Source organism: Massilia sp. LjRoot122 (genome assembly GCF_964252725.1).
In the GTDB taxonomy this organism is placed as follows: Bacteria; Pseudomonadota; Gammaproteobacteria; order Burkholderiales; family Burkholderiaceae_D; genus Telluria.
The window spans coordinates 3,652,210-3,668,944 of sequence record NZ_CAXUPB020000001.1 but is presented as its reverse complement, the minus strand read 5'-3'; the positions used below and the strand labels follow the sequence as shown (position 1 = coordinate 3,668,944).

10 protein-coding genes are annotated in these 16,735 nt (G+C 67.3%); 6 read left to right on the top strand and 4 right to left on the bottom strand.

Annotated features, from left to right (window positions below; all coding sequences use genetic code 11):
• Positions 1 to 3: 3 nt before the first annotated feature.
• Complete coding sequence (locus tag ACSQ25_RS15960; protein ID WP_436106655.1) at positions 4 to 2,769, bottom strand: glycosyl hydrolase 115 family protein; 2,766 nt, start codon at positions 2,767 to 2,769, stop codon at positions 4 to 6.
• 159 nt (positions 2,770 to 2,928) lie between these two features.
• On the opposite strand from ACSQ25_RS15960, the gene ACSQ25_RS15955 reads away from it, so the two are divergent.
• The 3 genes from ACSQ25_RS15955 to ACSQ25_RS15945 all read left to right on the top strand — a co-directional run bounded on the left by ACSQ25_RS15955 (position 2,929) and on the right by ACSQ25_RS15945 (position 4,710).
• Complete coding sequence (locus tag ACSQ25_RS15955) at positions 2,929 to 3,636, top strand: GntR family transcriptional regulator (RefSeq protein WP_436106654.1); 708 nt, start codon at positions 2,929 to 2,931, stop codon at positions 3,634 to 3,636.
• Between the two features lie 128 nt (positions 3,637 to 3,764).
• Positions 3,765 to 4,202: a universal stress protein gene (locus ACSQ25_RS15950; RefSeq protein ID WP_436106653.1), complete on the top strand. Its 438-nt coding sequence runs from the start codon at positions 3,765 to 3,767 to the stop codon at positions 4,200 to 4,202.
• 85 nt (positions 4,203 to 4,287) lie between these two features.
• Complete coding sequence (locus tag ACSQ25_RS15945; protein ID WP_436106652.1) at positions 4,288 to 4,710, top strand: DoxX family protein; 423 nt, start codon at positions 4,288 to 4,290, stop codon at positions 4,708 to 4,710.
• A gap of 18 nt (positions 4,711 to 4,728) precedes the next feature.
• Here the strand turns inward: ACSQ25_RS15945 and ACSQ25_RS15940 are convergent, their stop codons facing one another.
• Positions 4,729 to 7,461, bottom strand: coding sequence for a Tat pathway signal sequence domain protein (locus tag ACSQ25_RS15940; RefSeq protein ID WP_436106651.1), 2,733 nt, complete (start codon positions 7,459 to 7,461; stop codon positions 4,729 to 4,731).
• A gap of 328 nt (positions 7,462 to 7,789) precedes the next feature.
• On the opposite strand from ACSQ25_RS15940, the gene ACSQ25_RS15935 reads away from it, so the two are divergent.
• Both ACSQ25_RS15935 and gudD read left to right on the top strand, forming a co-directional pair.
• Complete coding sequence (locus tag ACSQ25_RS15935) at positions 7,790 to 9,625, top strand: glycoside hydrolase family 2 protein (RefSeq protein ID WP_436106650.1); 1,836 nt, start codon at positions 7,790 to 7,792, stop codon at positions 9,623 to 9,625.
• Positions 9,626 to 9,652: 27 nt separating this feature from the next.
• On the top strand, positions 9,653 to 10,993 hold the full coding sequence (gudD, locus tag ACSQ25_RS15930) for a glucarate dehydratase (protein ID WP_436106649.1): 1,341 nt from the start codon (positions 9,653 to 9,655) through the stop codon (positions 10,991 to 10,993).
• A 112-nt stretch (positions 10,994 to 11,105) separates the two neighbouring features.
• On the opposite strand, the gene ACSQ25_RS15925 is transcribed toward gudD, so the two are convergent.
• Both ACSQ25_RS15925 and ACSQ25_RS15920 read right to left on the bottom strand, forming a co-directional pair.
• On the bottom strand, positions 11,106 to 12,557 hold the full coding sequence (locus ACSQ25_RS15925; RefSeq protein WP_436106648.1) for a sialate O-acetylesterase: 1,452 nt from the start codon (positions 12,555 to 12,557) through the stop codon (positions 11,106 to 11,108).
• Complete coding sequence (locus tag ACSQ25_RS15920; protein WP_436106647.1) at positions 12,554 to 13,375, bottom strand: NAD-dependent epimerase/dehydratase family protein; 822 nt, start codon at positions 13,373 to 13,375, stop codon at positions 12,554 to 12,556. The genes ACSQ25_RS15925 and ACSQ25_RS15920 overlap by 4 nt, the downstream gene beginning before the upstream one ends.
• Positions 13,376 to 13,545: 170 nt before the next feature.
• Here ACSQ25_RS15920 and ACSQ25_RS15915 point away from each other — a divergent pair, with 170 nt between their 5' ends.
• The gene (locus ACSQ25_RS15915) at positions 13,546 to 16,500 is read left to right on the top strand and encodes a glycoside hydrolase family 2 protein (RefSeq protein ID WP_436106646.1); all 2,955 of its coding nucleotides are present in this window, start codon (positions 13,546 to 13,548) and stop codon (positions 16,498 to 16,500) included.
• The last annotated feature ends 235 nt before the right edge of the window (positions 16,501 to 16,735 follow it).

Sequence of the window (16,735 nt, the reverse complement as noted above, 5' to 3'; positions counted from 1 at the left end):
GGATCAGTCGGACGGCGGCATGCCGTAATAGTGCGGGGCGCCGTCCATCACGACGTCGATGCGGTCGAGCACGACGCCCGGGTCGAGCGCATACACGCGCAAGGTATGCACGCCGGGCTTGAGCTGGCTGAGGGTGCTGGTGCGCACCGCCATGTTGGACAACACGTTCTGCTTCCATTCGTCGCTGCGGCCGAAAGTGGTGTAGTCGAAGGTCTGCAGCGGGCCGTCGTCGAGCTGGACGGCGATGCGCAGCCGGTGTTCGGAGCTAAGCCCGTGCACCGGCACGGCGACGAAGCGGAGCAGGGCGCCACCCTCGCTGCGGGTCTGAAAGCGGTATTCGAGCGGCGTGGCCCTGGCGAGGGCCGCGCTGTCGCGCGCGGGCAGGTCGAGGCGGGCGCGCATGGCCTGTCCCGACGTGCCGAGCCCGGGCTGCCGCTCCCAGTCACTGCCGGCCGCCGCGCTGCCGGCCGGCAGCACGACGATGCGTTCGCGTTCGCCCGGAACGGCCTGGCCTGCCGCCTGCACCTGCAGGTTCAGTTTCACTGCCTTGTCGCCGCATTCCAGCGACAGAAGCGGCTTGCTCGAACCGTCGTAGTCGAGCGTGATGCGCTGCTCGTAGCCGTTGGCGGCATCCAGCTTGCCGCGCTCCAGGTGCGGACGCAGGCCTTGCGTGCCGGCGGCGACCGACCAGGCGACTTCCTGTCCGTCGTAGCTGACCAGGGTGATGCTGCGGCTGGCCTTGCGTCCCGCGGTCAGCACCAGCGCATTAGCCTCCACCGAATGCGGGGTGGGGTAGACCACGCCACAGCCGCTCCGCTGCCCCTTGCTCCAGGACGGATACGCGGGCTCGGCGAACACCGGCAGGCGGCGCGGCGCCATGTCCATGAAGTGGGCCCACTTGCCCTTGCCGAGCGCATTGTAGGCCGCCGTGTCGGCCACCAGCGCCGTATGCGCCGCCTTGGCCTGTCCGACGTGGAAGTTGGAAGAGGGGCGCTGCTGCCGGGCGTATTCGGCGGCCAGGTCCAGCTTCAGGATGCGCGTGTTCAGCTTGGCACTGGAGCGCACCGGATACAGCACCAGCTGGAAGTAAGCGTCGCGCAGCCCGGCCGGCAGGCGCTGCTCGAGCGCCTCGGCGCGCGCCACCAGGGCCGCGTAGCGCGCCAGGCGCCGTTCGGCTTCCTCGCCGCCGGTACGGACATAGTCGGTGCCGCGCACCGGCCGGGTCGGCTCGGTCTGGCTCCAGCCCATGAATTCCGGACGACGCTCCCAGGCCAGCGCGTAATACTCCTGCTGGATGGCGGCGATTTCCTCGCCATGTGCGGCGCCGAAAGCCTGGCCGGCCCAGGCGGCCAGGTGGCGGGCCGGGTCCTGGCGCAGCACGCCCGCATCGAAGGCGGCGTCGAGGAAGTACTGGGTCAGGTACTCGTTGGGTTTGATGTCGCCCACGTTGACTACCCACAGGCGCCGCGCCCCCGTCTGCCATGCGCGCTCGAGCTGGTCGCGCACCAGGGCCGGATGGGTCGTGCCCAGCCACAGGTAGTCGTGCGGGCGGCCCCAGTAGGAGATGTGGTAGTAGATGCCGTTTCCGCCGGGGCGGGTGCGCTCTTTCGCGGTGCCCAGCTGGTGCAGGTAGCCGTAGTTATCGTCCGGCCACACCAGCGCCACGTCGTCCGGGACCTGGAGGCCGTCGTTGTAGTAGTCCAGCACCTCCTTGTACATCGTGAACACGGTGGGGACGCGCGCCGCCGGCTTGCCCAGGCTGCGCGCGAGCATGTCGCGCTGCAGCTTGATCACTTCCTGCACGGTGTCGCGTGCGTGCGCGGGGCTGGTCGCGCCTTCCATGGCCGAATCGTGCTTGCCGCGCAGGCCGAGGGTGTAGACGTTCTCGAAGCCCTTGACCTGGTCGATGCGCTCCTGCCAGTAGCCGAGCATGCGCTCGCGGTTGCTGAAGTAGTTGAAGGGGCCGAAGGACGGCTTCCATTCATCGACGTTGTTGCGCATCATCGGCTCCGCATGCGAGGTGCCGACCGCGATCGCGTAGTCGTCCGCCGCCTGCGCATTACCCGGCAGCGTGTAGAAGGCCCGGGTCGAGTCGTGCATTGCCGGCCAGATCAGGTTCGCCTTCAGGCGCCACATCAGTTCGAACACGCGCGCGTAGGTGGCAGGGCCGATGTCCTTGACCGGGTCATGGGTCTTCGCCGCCCAGGGCTGCAGGCCCCAGTCCTCGTCGTTGAGGAAGATGCCGCGCCAGGCCACCGAGGGCGCCGGCGACAGGCGGCGGGCGCCGTCCAGCACCAGGCCGCTGCGGCGCGCCGGCTTGACGTCGGCCCACCATTCCCAGGGGGAGACGCCCAGTTCGCGCGTAGCGTCCACCACCCCGTAGACGGCGCCGCGGCGGTCGGCGCCGGCAATCAGGAGCACGCTGCGGCTCCCCAGCTTGCCGGCGGCCCGGATGTAGCGTTCCTGCTGGCCGGCGAGTAGCGCCAGGTCGATGCCCATCGCCTGTGCCGCCCGCGCTACCAGCGGCGATGCGGCGCTGCCGATCACGATGCAGCGCTCGCCGCAATCGTCGAGGTGCTTGCTGCGGGTGGCCGTCAGCCCCGTCAGCCCCTGCAGGTCGCGGCCCAGCAGCTCGCCGGCAAGCCGGAAGGTGGGGTGGGACTCGGTGACGATGACGGGAAGGCCTCCATCCGCGTCGAGCGGGAAGGATTGGGCATGGACGGCGCCGCTGGCCAGCATCAGGCCGAAGGCAATGAATACGAGGTTCATGAAGGATGGTTCTGCGCTAAACTAATGTATTAGTGCATTCTAGATAGTTCGCATGGAGTAAGGCTGCCCGCTCCGGAAACGCTCATGAAGCTGATCGCAGGCGCCTGTCCCGCCCGGGAACTCTAAAAAATACATATTGTCAGCCTCAGGCTTCACCACATGGAAACCATCGTATTCAGCGGACCGTTCACCCTCGACCGGTCGCGCCACGCCGCAGTCCAGGTCTACGAGTACCTGCGCGAGGAAATCGTCAGCCTGACGCTCAAGCCGGGAACCGTACTGCCGCGCAACGAACTGTCGGCACATTTCGACCTGTCCGTCACCCCCATCCGTGATGCCTTGATGCGCCTGGAAGAAGAAGGGCTGGTCGACATCTACCCGCAGCACGCGACGCGGGTGCGCGGCATCAGCATCGCGTCGGCGCGCCAGGCCCACTTCCTGCGGCTGGCGGTAGAGCTCGAAGTCGTGCGCACGCTGGCGCAGAAGAAGGACGCCGCGCTCGGCCAGATGCTGCAGAGCCTGGTGCTCCAGCAGAAGGCGGCACTGAAGGGGCGCGACCTCGAGTCCTTCAACCGCGTCGACCACGCCTTCCACCGCCAGCTCTACACTGCCGCCGACGTCGAGGAACTGTGGCGGCTGATGCGCCACCGCAGCGGCAACATGGACCGCCTGCGGCGCCTGCACCTGCCGCTCAACAACAAGAGCGAGTCGATCTTGAAGGACCATGCGGATATCGCCAACGCGATCGGGCGCGGCGATGCCGCCGCGGCCGAAGCCGCCTTGCGGCGCCACCTGTCGGGCACGCTCTCGGAACTCGATGCCTTGCGTGAGCAATATCCGGACTACTGGACGCCGGGAAGGGACTGACGCGGCGGCACTGCCGTCCACATGAATCACGTCAGTCGGCCGCCTGGCGCGAACACTCGGGCTGTCCTATACTCTAATAGGTATCTGCGGTGCCGCAGAACGGCGCCATGTCACCTTCTGGAGGGGATATGTATAAGCGCATACTATTGCCAACCGATGGTTCGGAGGCCTCCGAACGCGCTGTTCTCGCAGGCGTCGACTTTGCCAGGGATGCTGGTGCGGAAGTGGTCGCCATGACCGCCACGCCCGCTTTCCACGCCATCACTGCCGATACTGACATGCTGGAACAAACCCGACAGCAATACGAGGACAGTGCCGGCCGGGCGGCGCAGCGTCGTCTGGACGAGACCGTCGCGCTCGCGCGTGACGCCGGCGTGCCCTGCAGCAGCGTGCAAGTGGTGTCGGACAACCCGCACGAAGCCATCATCGCCACCGCGCGCGACCGCCTGTGCGACCTGATCATCATGGCCTCGCATGGACGCAGGGGCTTGAAGGGGTTGTTGCTGGGCAGCGAAACGCAGAAGGTGCTGGTCCACAGCGCCATTCCCGTGCTGGTGCACCGCTAGCACAGCGGGGAAAGCACCGGCCCTACCGGGCACCGGCCTCGGCCGTGGAATGCTATGCTCGGAGCGAACCTGCCATGGAGGAGCCATGCAAACCACATCCGAACGCGCCAACCACGACGACCTGGGCAAGCTGATTCTCCGCGTCGTACTCGCTGTCCTGCTGCTGTTCCACGGTCTGGCCAAGATCAGCGGCGGCATCGGCTTCATCGAAGGCATGCTGCAGAAGGCCGGCTTGCCGGGCGCCTTCGGCTACCTGGTCTACGTCGGCGAAGTGCTGGCGCCGCTGCTGATCCTGGTCGGCGTGTTCACCCGCGCCGCCGCCGCTGTGGTCGCCATCAACATGGTGGTGGCCCTGCTGCTGGTGCATAGCGGCGAATTCTTCACGATGTCCGATACCGGCGGCTGGGCCCTCGAGCTGCAGGGCATGTACCTGGGCACCGCGATTGCACTGATTTTCCTGGGCGCGGGCCGCTACAGCCTGGGCGGGGCTGCAGGGCGCTTCAACTGAGCTGCCCGCAGCTTCCGCTCAGCGCACCAGTCCGGCGGCACGCGCCGCTTCGTCCAGCGTATCGGCGCCCAGCGCCATGTGCTGGATCGCGGCCAGTCCCCATTGTGCCGATGCATTGGTGCTGATGCCGGACATCTCGTCGATCGGGCGCAGCAGGGCGGGGCCGCCCAGGCGGCGCACCGTGTGGCGCGGGCTGTCCTTCTTCAGCCAGTCGGACGCGAAGAACTCGCGCCAGGCGCGCAGCGACAGCGCGCGGTCGCGCTCCTGGTAGGCCGCATAGGCCGTCATACGCGAATTCGTGTCACTCATGCCGCGCCCGCCGGGATCGCGGCCCAGCAGGGCCTCGATGTCCGCTTTCGGCGCATTGTAGGTGCGGCAGTACTGCAGCCAGGCCTTGCGATAGGCCGGTACGTCCACTAGGCTCAAGAGCTCGGAGTTCATCTCGACCACGCCGAACACGCCGTTCAGGTTGGAGAACGAAGCCTTGTCGCCGGGGCCGTGGAAGCGGCCGGTGCGGTGATCGTAGGGCGCACCGGCGGCGAACCACTGGTACTTGAGGGCGGCGATGCTCTGCATGCCGTTGACGATCTTGTCGCGCCAGCGCGTGTCGCCGCTGCGTTCCCATTCCGCCAGCCAGGCCGCGATCAGCGAGCCCCAGACGGTGCCGAAGGAGGCGCCGATGAAGGCATCCGGGCGCGCGCCGGCGGTCTTCAGTTTGCGTGAGATGTCCACCTTGTGCAGGTCCTGGTCCGAATCGAGCAGTTCGCGCATCAGGTCGCCAACACGCTCGTCGGCGGTCAGGAAGTAATAGATGCGGCGGTAGGCAGCGTTCGAGACGCGCGGTTGTTTCGACGAATCCGACCAGTGCTGTACCCCGTGGCGGGTGCCGAAACCCTTGAAGGGGCCCAGGTGGTAGACGTCGACCTCGCCGGTGTGGCGCGTCATCGCTTCGGCATAGCGGAACAGGTCGGCGCGCCCGGTGCGCAGGTAGCTGTACCACAGCCACAAATCGGTCGAGAGCTCGGAATTGTCCCAGGCGTAGCCGCCGATGTCGTAGCGCCACATGTGGCGGTCGGTGTCATACGCGTGCATCACGTCGCCGTAGGACCAGAAGCCGTACCAGCGGTGCTGCTCGGTCTCGCGCAGGTACTGGTCCAGCTGCAGGGCCAGGCGGTCTTCGATCAGTTTGCGGGCGGGGGTGCCGGCATCCACCGGGTCCCAGTCGCCGAACACGCCGCACTGGTGGATGCGCTGCGGGCCCAGGACCAGGCGCGCCGGGTTGGCGACCTGCTCGGCCATGGCGGACAGCGCCTCGTGCGACGGGGTCGCGCCCAGCACCCACAGCTGCAGTTCCGAGGTGCGCGCGACGCCCATGGCCGAATCCCAGCCGGCCTCGTAGTCTTCGTAGGTGATGTTCAGGCCGGCGATCTGCTTTTCGTGGGTGTCCATGCCGTCTTCGGCGCGGTAGGAGCGCATGTCCATGGCCGGCGCCATCGGCGACCACATCCAGGCCGTGACGTCCGCCATCGCGGTGGCGGCACGGCGCACGTCCAGTCCCACCGGGGCGCGCTGCCAGAAATCCTTCAGGCCCAGCGCCACGCCGCCGGAGGCGCCGCCCGCGTACAGCAGACCCTTGGTCCGGGTGCCGGCGTTCACGTCGATCCAGGCGCGGCCCGAGCGCAGGCGCTTCTGCAGCGCGAAGCCGTCCGGCGTCAGCTGCGCCAGCGAGAAGTCGCCCCATTCGGGGATCCATTGCAGTCCGTCCTGCACGGCCTTGGCCATGCCTGCCAGCGGCGGCAGCGCCTTGCCGGCCACCTGGGCGTCGCGGTAGGCCTGGCCCGGATCGCGGCGCAGGCCGGTCACCGGCCGCACCGCTTCGCCCCACACGCCGACGCCTTCGCCCGAGAAGCGCACGTGGCGGTCAACGGTCTGGTCGGTCATCGGGACCTGGGCCGTCACGCCGAGGCCGGCGATGAAATCCTTCTCGGGATCGCCGTCGAAGATAAACGAATGCACGATGCGCACGCTGTCGGAGCCCGTGTAGAAATACAGGCGCACCGAGAAGGGCAGCCAATCGCGCTTGCCATCGCTGTGCATGCCGTCGAGCTTGACGACGGCGCGCACCGGGCCGGTCTGCTCCACCGTCAATCTGGTGATCTTGCTGGTGAAGGGCTGGCGCGACACGCTGCCCGTGGCTTCCAGTTGCGGGCCGTCCTGGCGCAGCGCCACCAGTTTCATGTTCTGCATCGTCACCCGGCCGGCGCGCGTGGCGCTGCGCACCAGGACCTCGCCGCTGCGCGGGACGGTCCAGGCCAGTTCGCCGGCCGTGATCAGCACGCCGTCCGCGTTTTCCTTGAGCGCGACCGTGCCGCGCGCCGGCGCGCCGGTCTGCAAGTCGTAGCCGTCCGCGTTGGCGCCGCCGGCGACCGCGTGGGCGGTCCACTTCAGCGAGCCGTCCGGCCAGTACGCCAGCGGCCAGGACTGCGTGGCCGGGCCATTCGCACCGAGCTTGAAGTCGAGGCGCTTATTAGCAGGCAGGCGCAGGGTGCCGCGCGGCCAGGGCACGCCCAGGGTGCAGCCTTCGAAGCGGGCAGGCGCCTTGCCGTCCAGCCAGCGCAGGGCGGTGCCGGAGACGGGGGCAGGCCGGGCTCCGGTATTTGCGGTGACCGCGCCGGCCAGTCCAGGAAAAGATGCAAGGAAAGGAAGGGCCGAGGCCGTGCGAAGGAAGTGCCTGCGCGGTGGGGTGTGCAATTGATGTCTCCGTGGCCGGCTGCTGCGCGTGGCGGTGCGCCGGTCCTGTCATGGGATGTCGGTCGTCGCGCCACCGGGATGGCACGCTGATATATCAGTTCCTGTCCGGATACTAGCGGAGGCAGGAGAGGTGGTCGATATACCGCATCCAATCGATCAGCTGGATGATCGAAGGCCATCCAATCATGAACGTGAGCACGTTGCGAGCGCAAAGCCACCTATACTGTAGGCGTATACTAATATATCAGTGAAGTGTACAATCTGGACAAGGCTGCTGATGAACTGGTGCCGTCCAGCTCCCGCATCCAAGCAAATCTCACGGAAACCCATGAAAACACTTGTCGCAGCATTCTGGATATTCATCGGCGCCATCGCCAGCCTGCCGACCATGGCGCAAGACTTGCGGCCCGCCTTTCTCCTGACCGGCGCACTGTCCCGCGACAGCCAGGACCTGTCCGGGCAGTGGACCTATTCCAAGGACCTGTACCGCACCGGGCTCACCGACATCAACGGCTGGGTGGCGAAGTCGCGCATGCAGCGCTACCGTGACGTCGACGTCGCCGCCGTCGAAGCCAAGGGTGGGGTGGATTTCTTCGAGTTCGACCTCGACCGTGGACCGATCGTCAACGTGCCGGGCGCGTGGAATGCCGCCAGCCCCGAGCTGCGCTACTACGATGGCCTGATCTGGTTCCAGCGCAAATTCAATGCGCAGGCACTTCCCGGCAAGCGCGCCTTCCTGCGCTTCGAGGCCGTCAACTACCGCGCCTACGTCTACCTGAACGGCAAGGAAGTGGGGCGTCACGAAGGCGGCTTCACGCCCTTCGTGCTGGAAGTGACGGGGGCGCTGCGCGCCGGCGACAACCGCCTGGTGGTCGGCGTCGACTCCACTCACGACGCGCAGTCGATCCCGACCTTCATCACCGACTGGGACCTGTACGGCGGCATCACCCGCCCGGTACGCCTGATCACGACCCCGGCCACCTTCATCGACGACGCCATGGTCACGCTGCGTCCGGACGGCCGCATCGCCGGCGAAGTGCGCCTGCAGGGACCGCAGGCCGCCAACCAGACGGTGACGGTGGCGATCGGCGCGCTCGCCACTGCCCGTGCCATTACCGACGCCAGCGGCCGCGCCGTGTTCGACCTGGCGGCGCCGAAAGGCCTGGAGCGCTGGTCGCCCGAGAAGCCGATGCTGTACGACGTGCGCTTCAGCGCATCCGGCGACACGGTACGCGACCGCGTCGGCTTCCGTACCATTCAGGTGAAGGGCAGCCAGATCCTCCTGAACGGCAAGCCGGTCTGGCTGCGCGGCATCTCGCTGCACGAAGAAGAGTTCGGCCCCAACCCGGCGCGCAACATGACGGAGTCAAGCTCGCGCGCGCTGCTGCACGAGATCAAGCATGGCCTCGGCGCCAATTACGTGCGCCTGTCGCATTACCCGCATTCGGAAACCACGGTGCGCCTGGCCGACGAGATGGGCCTGCTGGTCTGGAGCGAGATCCCGGTCTACTGGACGGTCGACTGGGACAACCCGGCGGTGCTGCGCAAGGCCCTGGCGATGCAGGCCGAGACCATCTACCGGGACCGCAACCGCGCCTCGGTGATCATGTGGAGCGTCGGTAACGAGACGCCGGTGGCGGACGCGCGCACGCGCTTCCATGCGGCGATGGCGGACAACGTGCGCCGGCTGGACCCAAGCCGCCTGGTGAGCGCGGCCCTGCTGGTCAAGCACGACGGCGCCGCGCTGGCCATCGACGATCCTCTGGCCGACAAGCTCGACGTGCTGGCCGTGAATACCTACGCCGGCTGGTACGGCCCCGACAAGCTCGACGCCGTGGCGAAACTGAAGTGGAAGGTGCCGGCCGACCGCCCGCTGATCCTGTCCGAGTTCGGCGCCGACGCGCTGGCAGGCTACCGCAATGACGGCATGAAGAAATTCACCGAGGAGTACCAGGCCGAGTACTACCGCCAGACCCTGGCGATGGCCGAACAGATCCCGACCCTGCGCGGCATGTCGCCCTGGATCCTGAAGGACTTCCGCTCGCCGCGCCGCGAACATCCGGTGTTCCAGAACGGCTGGAACCGCAAGGGCATCCTGTCCGAGACCGGTGTGCGCAAGCAGGCTTTCGGCGTGCTGGCCGACTACTACCGCAGCAAGCAATAAATCATTCCTATACCTTTGGAGTCACCGATGAACACCCCCGTCTCAGGCGCCCCCGTCATCACCGCGATGCGGGTCGTCCCCGTCGCCGGCCAGGACAGCATGCTCATGAACCTGAGCGGCGCCCATGGCCCCTGGTTCACCCGCAACATCGTGGTCCTCACCGACAGCGCCGGCAATACCGGATTGGGCGAAGTGCCGGGCGGCGAATCGATCCGCCAGACCCTCGAGGATGCGCGTCCCCTCATCATCGGCAAGTCGCTGGGCGACTATAACGCGGTGCTGAACGCCATGCGCACCACCTTCGCCAATCGCGATGCCGGCGGACGCGGCCTGCAGACCTTCGATTTGCGCACCACGATTCACGCGGTCACCGCGGTCGAATCAAGCTTCCTCGACCTGCTGGGCCAGTTCATGAACGTGCCGGTGGCCGCCCTGCTGGGCGAGGGCCAGCAGCGCGCCGCGGTGCCGATGCTGGGCTACCTGTTCTACATCGGCGACCGCAGCAAGACCAGCCTGGCCTACCGCGGCGAGCAGGATGCGGACGACGCCTGGTTCAGGCTGCGCAATGAAGAGGCGATGAGCCCGGAAGCGGTGGTTGCGCTGGCCGAAGCTGCCCAGGCACGCTACGGCTTCCAGGACTTCAAGCTCAAGGGCGGGGTGCTGGCGGGCGACGCCGAGATGGAAGCCGCCGTGGCCCTGCACGAGCGCTTCCCGCAGGCGCGCGTCACGCTCGACCCGAACGGCGCCTGGTCGCTGGCGGAAGCGGTGCGCCTGTGCCGCGACAAGCACGGCGTGCTGGCCTATGCCGAAGATCCCTGCGGCGCCGAAAACGGTTTTTCCGGCCGCGAGGTCATGGCCGAGTTCCGCCGCGCCACCGGCCTGCCGACCGCCACCAACATGATCGCCACCGATTTCCGCCAGATGGCGCACTCGATCCAGCTGCAGTCGGTCGACATCCCGCTGGCCGACCCGCACTTCTGGACCATGCAGGGCTCGGTGCGCGTGGCCCAGTTGTGCGAAATGTTCGGCCTGACCTGGGGTTCGCACTCGAACAACCACTTCGACATCTCGCTGGCCATGTTCACCCACGTCGGCGCAGCCGCACCGGGCAAAGTCACCGCCATCGACACCCACTGGATCTGGCAGGACGGCCAGCGCCTGACGAAAGAGCCGCTGCGCATCGAAGGCGGCGAGGTGAAGGTACCGGCCAGGCCGGGCCTGGGCATCGAGCTCGATGCCGATGCGCTGGAGGCTGCGCACCAGGCCTACAAGAACATGGGCCTGGGCGCGCGTGACGACGCGGCGGCCATGCAGTTCCTGATCCCGAACTGGAAGTTCGACAACAAGCGGCCCTGCATGGTGCGCTGAAGATGATCTCGTAGGGTGGACGGGTCCCCCGTCCGCGCGTTCAACCAGAGCACGCGTGACCACAGTGCGTACTTGAGTTGAACGCGCGGACGGCATAGCCGTCCACCCTACGTCATCGTGACAACTGGTTGGACGGAATCGGGTATTCCGACCGGAAGGGCAGCGCGGGCAGGCCGGCGCGGTTGACCAGGTTCGGCGTCGCCGCCTCATGCCAGCCGAAACGCACCAGCTTCGGATCCGCCACCTTCGGGCTGCTCACCACGACTTGACCGCCCTCGATGCGCGCGTTCGCTGGATGGAACTTGCCGTCGCTGCCAGCGATCTCGAACCAATCCAGCGGCTTGCCGTCGCGGGCGCTTAGCCCCTGCGCATGGTCGAAGCTGACGACCGCACGCCCATCCGAGAAACGCACCGCGCGATAGGTCGGACCGAAAGGCTCGATGCCGGGCCTGCCATAGGTCCCGGCCAGCGCCAGGTTGGCCAGGCGCAGCCCGACCGTCTGCTTGTCGCGCGGGTGGATGTCGCGTAAATCATCGGCCAGGTCGGTGGTGACGATCATCGCCGTTCCAGGGATGCCTAGCGCGTCAGCCTGGGCTTCGCGCAGGCGCGGCAAGGACTCGGCACCGTGCTGTACCTGGTCGGCGCGCACCACCGAATACAGGTGCGGCGCCAGCTGCACGTAGTAGAAGGGAAGATCGGCCCCGAAGGCGCGGCGCCAGCCGGCGATCATCGCTTCCATCTTCGCCGTGTAGGCCGGGCCGTCGTCGGTGTGGAGGATGTTCGACTCGCCCTGGTACCAGAGCGCGCCCTTGAGTGCGAAGGGCGCCAGGCCGGCGATCATGCCGTTGTACAGCGAGGCCGGCCTGTCCTTGACCGCAGCGGGCAGATTCACAGGCCCCAGCAGGTCCGGCGGCGTCCACGATTCGATGCGCGTGCCGCCCCAGCTGGCGTCGATCAGGCCAACCGGCGTGCCCAGTTCCTGTTTGATGCGGCGCCCGAAATGGTAGGCCGCGGCCGAGAACTGGCTGGCCACGATCGAGGCGGGGGAGGTGATCACCCAGGATCCCTGGACGTCGTCCGCCGGCCGCTCGGCCTTGGTCTTGGCCACCTTGAACAGGCGGATGTCCGGATGGTCGGCGGCGGCGATGTGCTCTTCGGCGCCGAAGGTCGGGCGCTGGCCCTTTTTGTCGCCGAGCGGCTTTTCCATGTTCGACTGGCCCGAGGCCAGCCAGACTTCGCCGACCAGCACGTCGTTCACCACGATCCGGTTGCCTTCGCCGCTCACCACCAGCACGCCTGGCGCCTGAGGGGCCCTGGCCAGGTCGAGATCGACGCGCCAGCGGCCATCCGGCCCGGCCTGCATGCTGCGCGCCTGGTTCCCGAAGCGCACCGACACCCCTTCGCCCGGCGCAGCCCAGCCCCAGACCGGCACCCTGGCGGCGCGCTGCAGCACCATGTGGTCGGACAGGACGGCCGGCAGCCTGACCTCGGCGCCGGCGGGGAGGGTGATGAAGGCCAGCGCGATCAGGCCGGCCGCGCGGCGGCCGGTGGCAAGGCGGCTCATGACGGGTACTTGGGGCCGGCCGTGACAAAAGCGCCGCCCTGCAGGAAGGTGCTGAGGTCGTCCGCCGGCGGATACGCGAATTCTTGCGGCAGATTGCCGAGGAACTGGGCCGAGCTGTCCTTGGCCTGGAAGGCCAGGTGGCGCGAATGGCGGTCGTCCCACCAGCGGCCCGGGTTGTCCGACACGCCGAAGCTGATGGTGTGGCCGACGCGCGGCGTCAGCAGCGAGCGGCGCAGCAGTTCCACCATGTCGTCCAGGCTGAGCCAGGTCACCATCTGGCGGTGGGTCGCCGGCTCGGGGAAGCAGAAGCCGATGCGCAGGCACACGGTCTCGATGCCGAAACGGTCCCAGTAGTAGCGCGACAGGTTCTCGCCCCATACCTTGGACAGGCCGTAGTAGCCGTCGGCGCGGGTCGGCATGGCGGCGTCGACGCGCTCGCTGGTCTGGTACATGCCCATGGTGTGGTTGCTGCTGGCGAAGACCACGCGCCGGATGCCCAGCTTGTGCACGGCTTCGTACAGGTTGACCATGCCGAGGATATTGGCCTGCATGATCGGTGCGAATTCGACTTCGGTGGACACGCCGCCGAAGTGCAGGATCGCGTCCACGCCTTCGCACATGCGCATCACCTGCTCGCGGTCGGCCAGGTCGCATTCCACGATTTCCTCGCCCGGGCCGGCCGGGCCGAGGCTTGCGACGCCCGGGGCCACGTCGGCCAGGCGCACGATGTCGGCGAATTCCTGCAGGCGTTCGCGCAGGCGGCGGCCCAGGTTGCCTCCGGCGCCGGTGAAGAGGATGCGTTTGAATGGTTTGGTCATGATGGTGTCGGACTGGTTGGAACGTGGAGCGCCATTACCGGCTGATTCGGAACGGGTGTCAATGACGGGTCCCTGAACGCTCACGATCTTGAGTAATTAGCGAGGAGGACCAGCAGCGATGTGCTGATCTACTAATATATTAGCGCAAATTCCAACAATGGAGACCCACGATGTTCCGATCCGCCCCGTTGTTCCTGTACGCATTCGGCCTCGCCGCCCTGCTGGCGAGCGCCCCGGCCCTGGCCGAGCGTGCCCAGTACGACTTCAATCCCGGCTGGAAGCTGCTGGTCGGCGATCCTCCAGGTGCCGCCCAGCCGTCCTTCGACGACGACGCCTGGAAGCCGGTCACGCTGCCGCGCGCCTGGAACGAGGACGACGCATTCGCCAAGGACATCGTCGACCATTCGCTAGGGGTGGCCTGGTACAGGAAACGCTTCACGCTGAAGGACCTGAAGCCGGGCCAGAAGGTCTTCCTCGAGTTCGAAGGCGCGCGCCAGGCCGCCGAGGTCTTCGTCAACGGCCGCCGCATCGGCCTGCACGAGAATGGTGTGACGGCTTTCGGTTTCGAGATCGGCACAGCGCTGGTGAAGGGCGAGAACGTGGTGGCGGTGCGCACCGATAACCGCTGGGACTACAAGGAGCAGGCCACCGGCCAGCGCTACCAGTGGGCCGACCGCAATTTCAATGCCAACTACGGCGGCCTGCCGAAGAACCTGCGCCTGCACGTGACCGAGCCGCTGTACCAGACCCTGCCCCTGGTCTCGAACCTGGGCACGACTGGCGTCTACGTCTACGCGCGCGACTTCGATATTCCGGGCCGTAGCGCCACCATCGCGGCCGAGTCCGAGGTGCGCAACGATTCGAAGCGGGCGCGCAGTTTTACCTACGAGGTCGAAGTGCGCGACAAGGACGGCAAGGCAGTGGCGCGCTTCGCCGCTCCCGCGCAGAGCCTCGCCCCCGGCGCCACCACGGTCGCCAAGGCCAGCGCGCGGGTAGAAGGCCTGCACTTCTGGAGCTGGGGCTACGGCTACCTGTACGAGGTGGTCACCACCCTCAAGGTGGACGGCAAGCCGTTTGATCGCGTCAGCACCCGCACCGGCTTCCGCAAGACCGAATTCGGCAAGGGCGTGATCAAGCTGAACGACCGCGTGCTGCAGATGAAGGGCTATGCCCAGCGCACCTCGAACGAGTGGCCGGCGATCGGCCTGTCGGTGCCCAGCTGGCTGAGCGACTACAGCAATGGCCTGGCCCTCGAGAGCAATGCCAACCTGATCCGCTGGATGCATACCGCGCCCTGGAAGCAGGACGTCGAATCCCTGGACCGCATCGGCCTGATGCAGGCCATGCCGGCCGGCGACTCCGAGAAGGACGTCGACGGCCGTCGCTGGGGCCAGCGGGTGGAAGCCATGCGCGACGCCATCGTCTACTTCCGCAACAACCCGAGCATCCTGTTCTACGAGTCCGGCAACAAGGGCGTGAGCGCCGGGCACATGGCGGAGATGAAGGCGCTGCGCGACCGCTTCGACCCGCAGGGCGGCCGCGCCGCCGGTAGCCGCGAGATGCTGAGCACTGCGTTGCAGCAGGTGTCCGAGTACGGCGGCGAGATGTTGTATATCAATAAGAGCGCGCGCATGCCGATGTGGGCGATGGAGTACGCCCGCGACGAAGGCGCGCGCAAGTTCTGGGACGAACTCAGTCCACCTTTCCACAAGAACGGCGACGGTCCGCCGCACAAGGGGCAGCCGGCGCCGTCCTACAACCACAACCAGGACAGCTTCGCGATCGAGACCGTGCGCCGCTGGTACGACTACTGGCGCGAGCGGCCGGGCACCGGCACCCGCGTGTCGAGCGGCGGCGTCAACATCATTTTCTCCGACAGTAATACCCACCACCGCGGCGCCGAGAACTACCGCCGCAGCGGCGAAGTCGACGCCATGCGCATCCCGAAGGACGGTTTCTACGCGCACCAGGTGATGTGGGACGGCTGGGTCGACGTCGAGCGTCCGCGCGCCCACATCGTCGGCCACTGGAATCATGCGCCGGGCACGGTAAAACCGGTGCACGTGATCTCGAGCGCCGAGACGGTGAAGCTCACGCTCAACGGCAAGGAGGTCGGCAGCGCACGCCAGAGCGAGCGCTTCCTGTTCAGCTTCGACCAGGTGGCCTGGGAAGAGGGCGAGCTGAAGGCGGTCGGCTACGACGCTAAAGGCAAGCAGGTGTGCGAGACCAGCCTGGTCACGGCCGGAAAGCCGGTGGCGCTGCGTCTGACCCGCATTCCGTCGCCACACGGCCTGCGTGCCGATGGCGCCGACCTGGCGCTGCTGCAGGTCGAGGCGGTCGATGCCCAGGGCCGGCGCAATCCGGTGGCGCTGGACACCGTGCACTTCGAGCTGGATGGCCCGGCCGAATGGCGCGGTGGCATCGCCCAGGGTCCAGGCAACCACGTGCTGGCGCGCTCGCTGCCGGTGGAGGGCGGCGTCAACCGCGTCTTCGTGCGCAGCACCACGCAGCCGGGCAGGATCGTGCTGCGCGCCCGCGCCGACGGCCTGGCGCCGGCGCAGCTGAGCTTCGCATCCACGGCGGTCAAGGTCAGCGGCGGCCTGGCCGCGCTGCCGGCGCCGCCGCCGCTACGCCTGGACCGCGGCCCGACGCCGTCCACACCCTCGTACACGGTGTCGCGCATCGCGGTGCCGGTGACATCCGCCGCGGCGGCCAGCAACGGGGGACAGGCTGCGCACTCCTTCGACGACGACGAGACCACCAACTGGACCAGCAAGGCCGGAGAAGCGGCGGAGATCAGCTACCGCCTGGCGCGCCCGGCGCTGCTGCGCGAAATCACGCTCAAGCTGGCCGGCTGGCGCGAGCGCAGCTATCCGCTGCGCGTCCATGTCGACGGCGTCGAGGTGTGGCGCGGCGTGACGCCGAAGAGCCTGGGCTACGTCACGCTGCCGCTCAAGCCGCAGCGCGGCAGCGAGGTACGCATCGCACTGGACGGACAGGCCGACGATGCGGGCGCCATCCAGTTGACCGAGGTCGCGAACCAGGCCAATACCGACACCGGCGCCCAGCGCGTCTCGCGTTCCGCGCTGGCGATCGTCGAAGCGGAATTCTACGAGCATCCCTGAATCGCACGCGACCGATAAGCAATTTTGCTGTTGCGATGTCATAAACGGCATCGGTCGCTTTCACGCCGCCGCAGCATCATACCGACGAGTGTGGCGCATCCGCACGCAACCGCTCAAGCCCATGAGTGTTTGCCGCAATTGCATTAATCGTGGTTGTTGTATTGATTTCATTCAATAACAATCGACCTCGTTACTCGTTTCCGGGCAGCAGGTTTTCACCCTGAAGCGCATATAA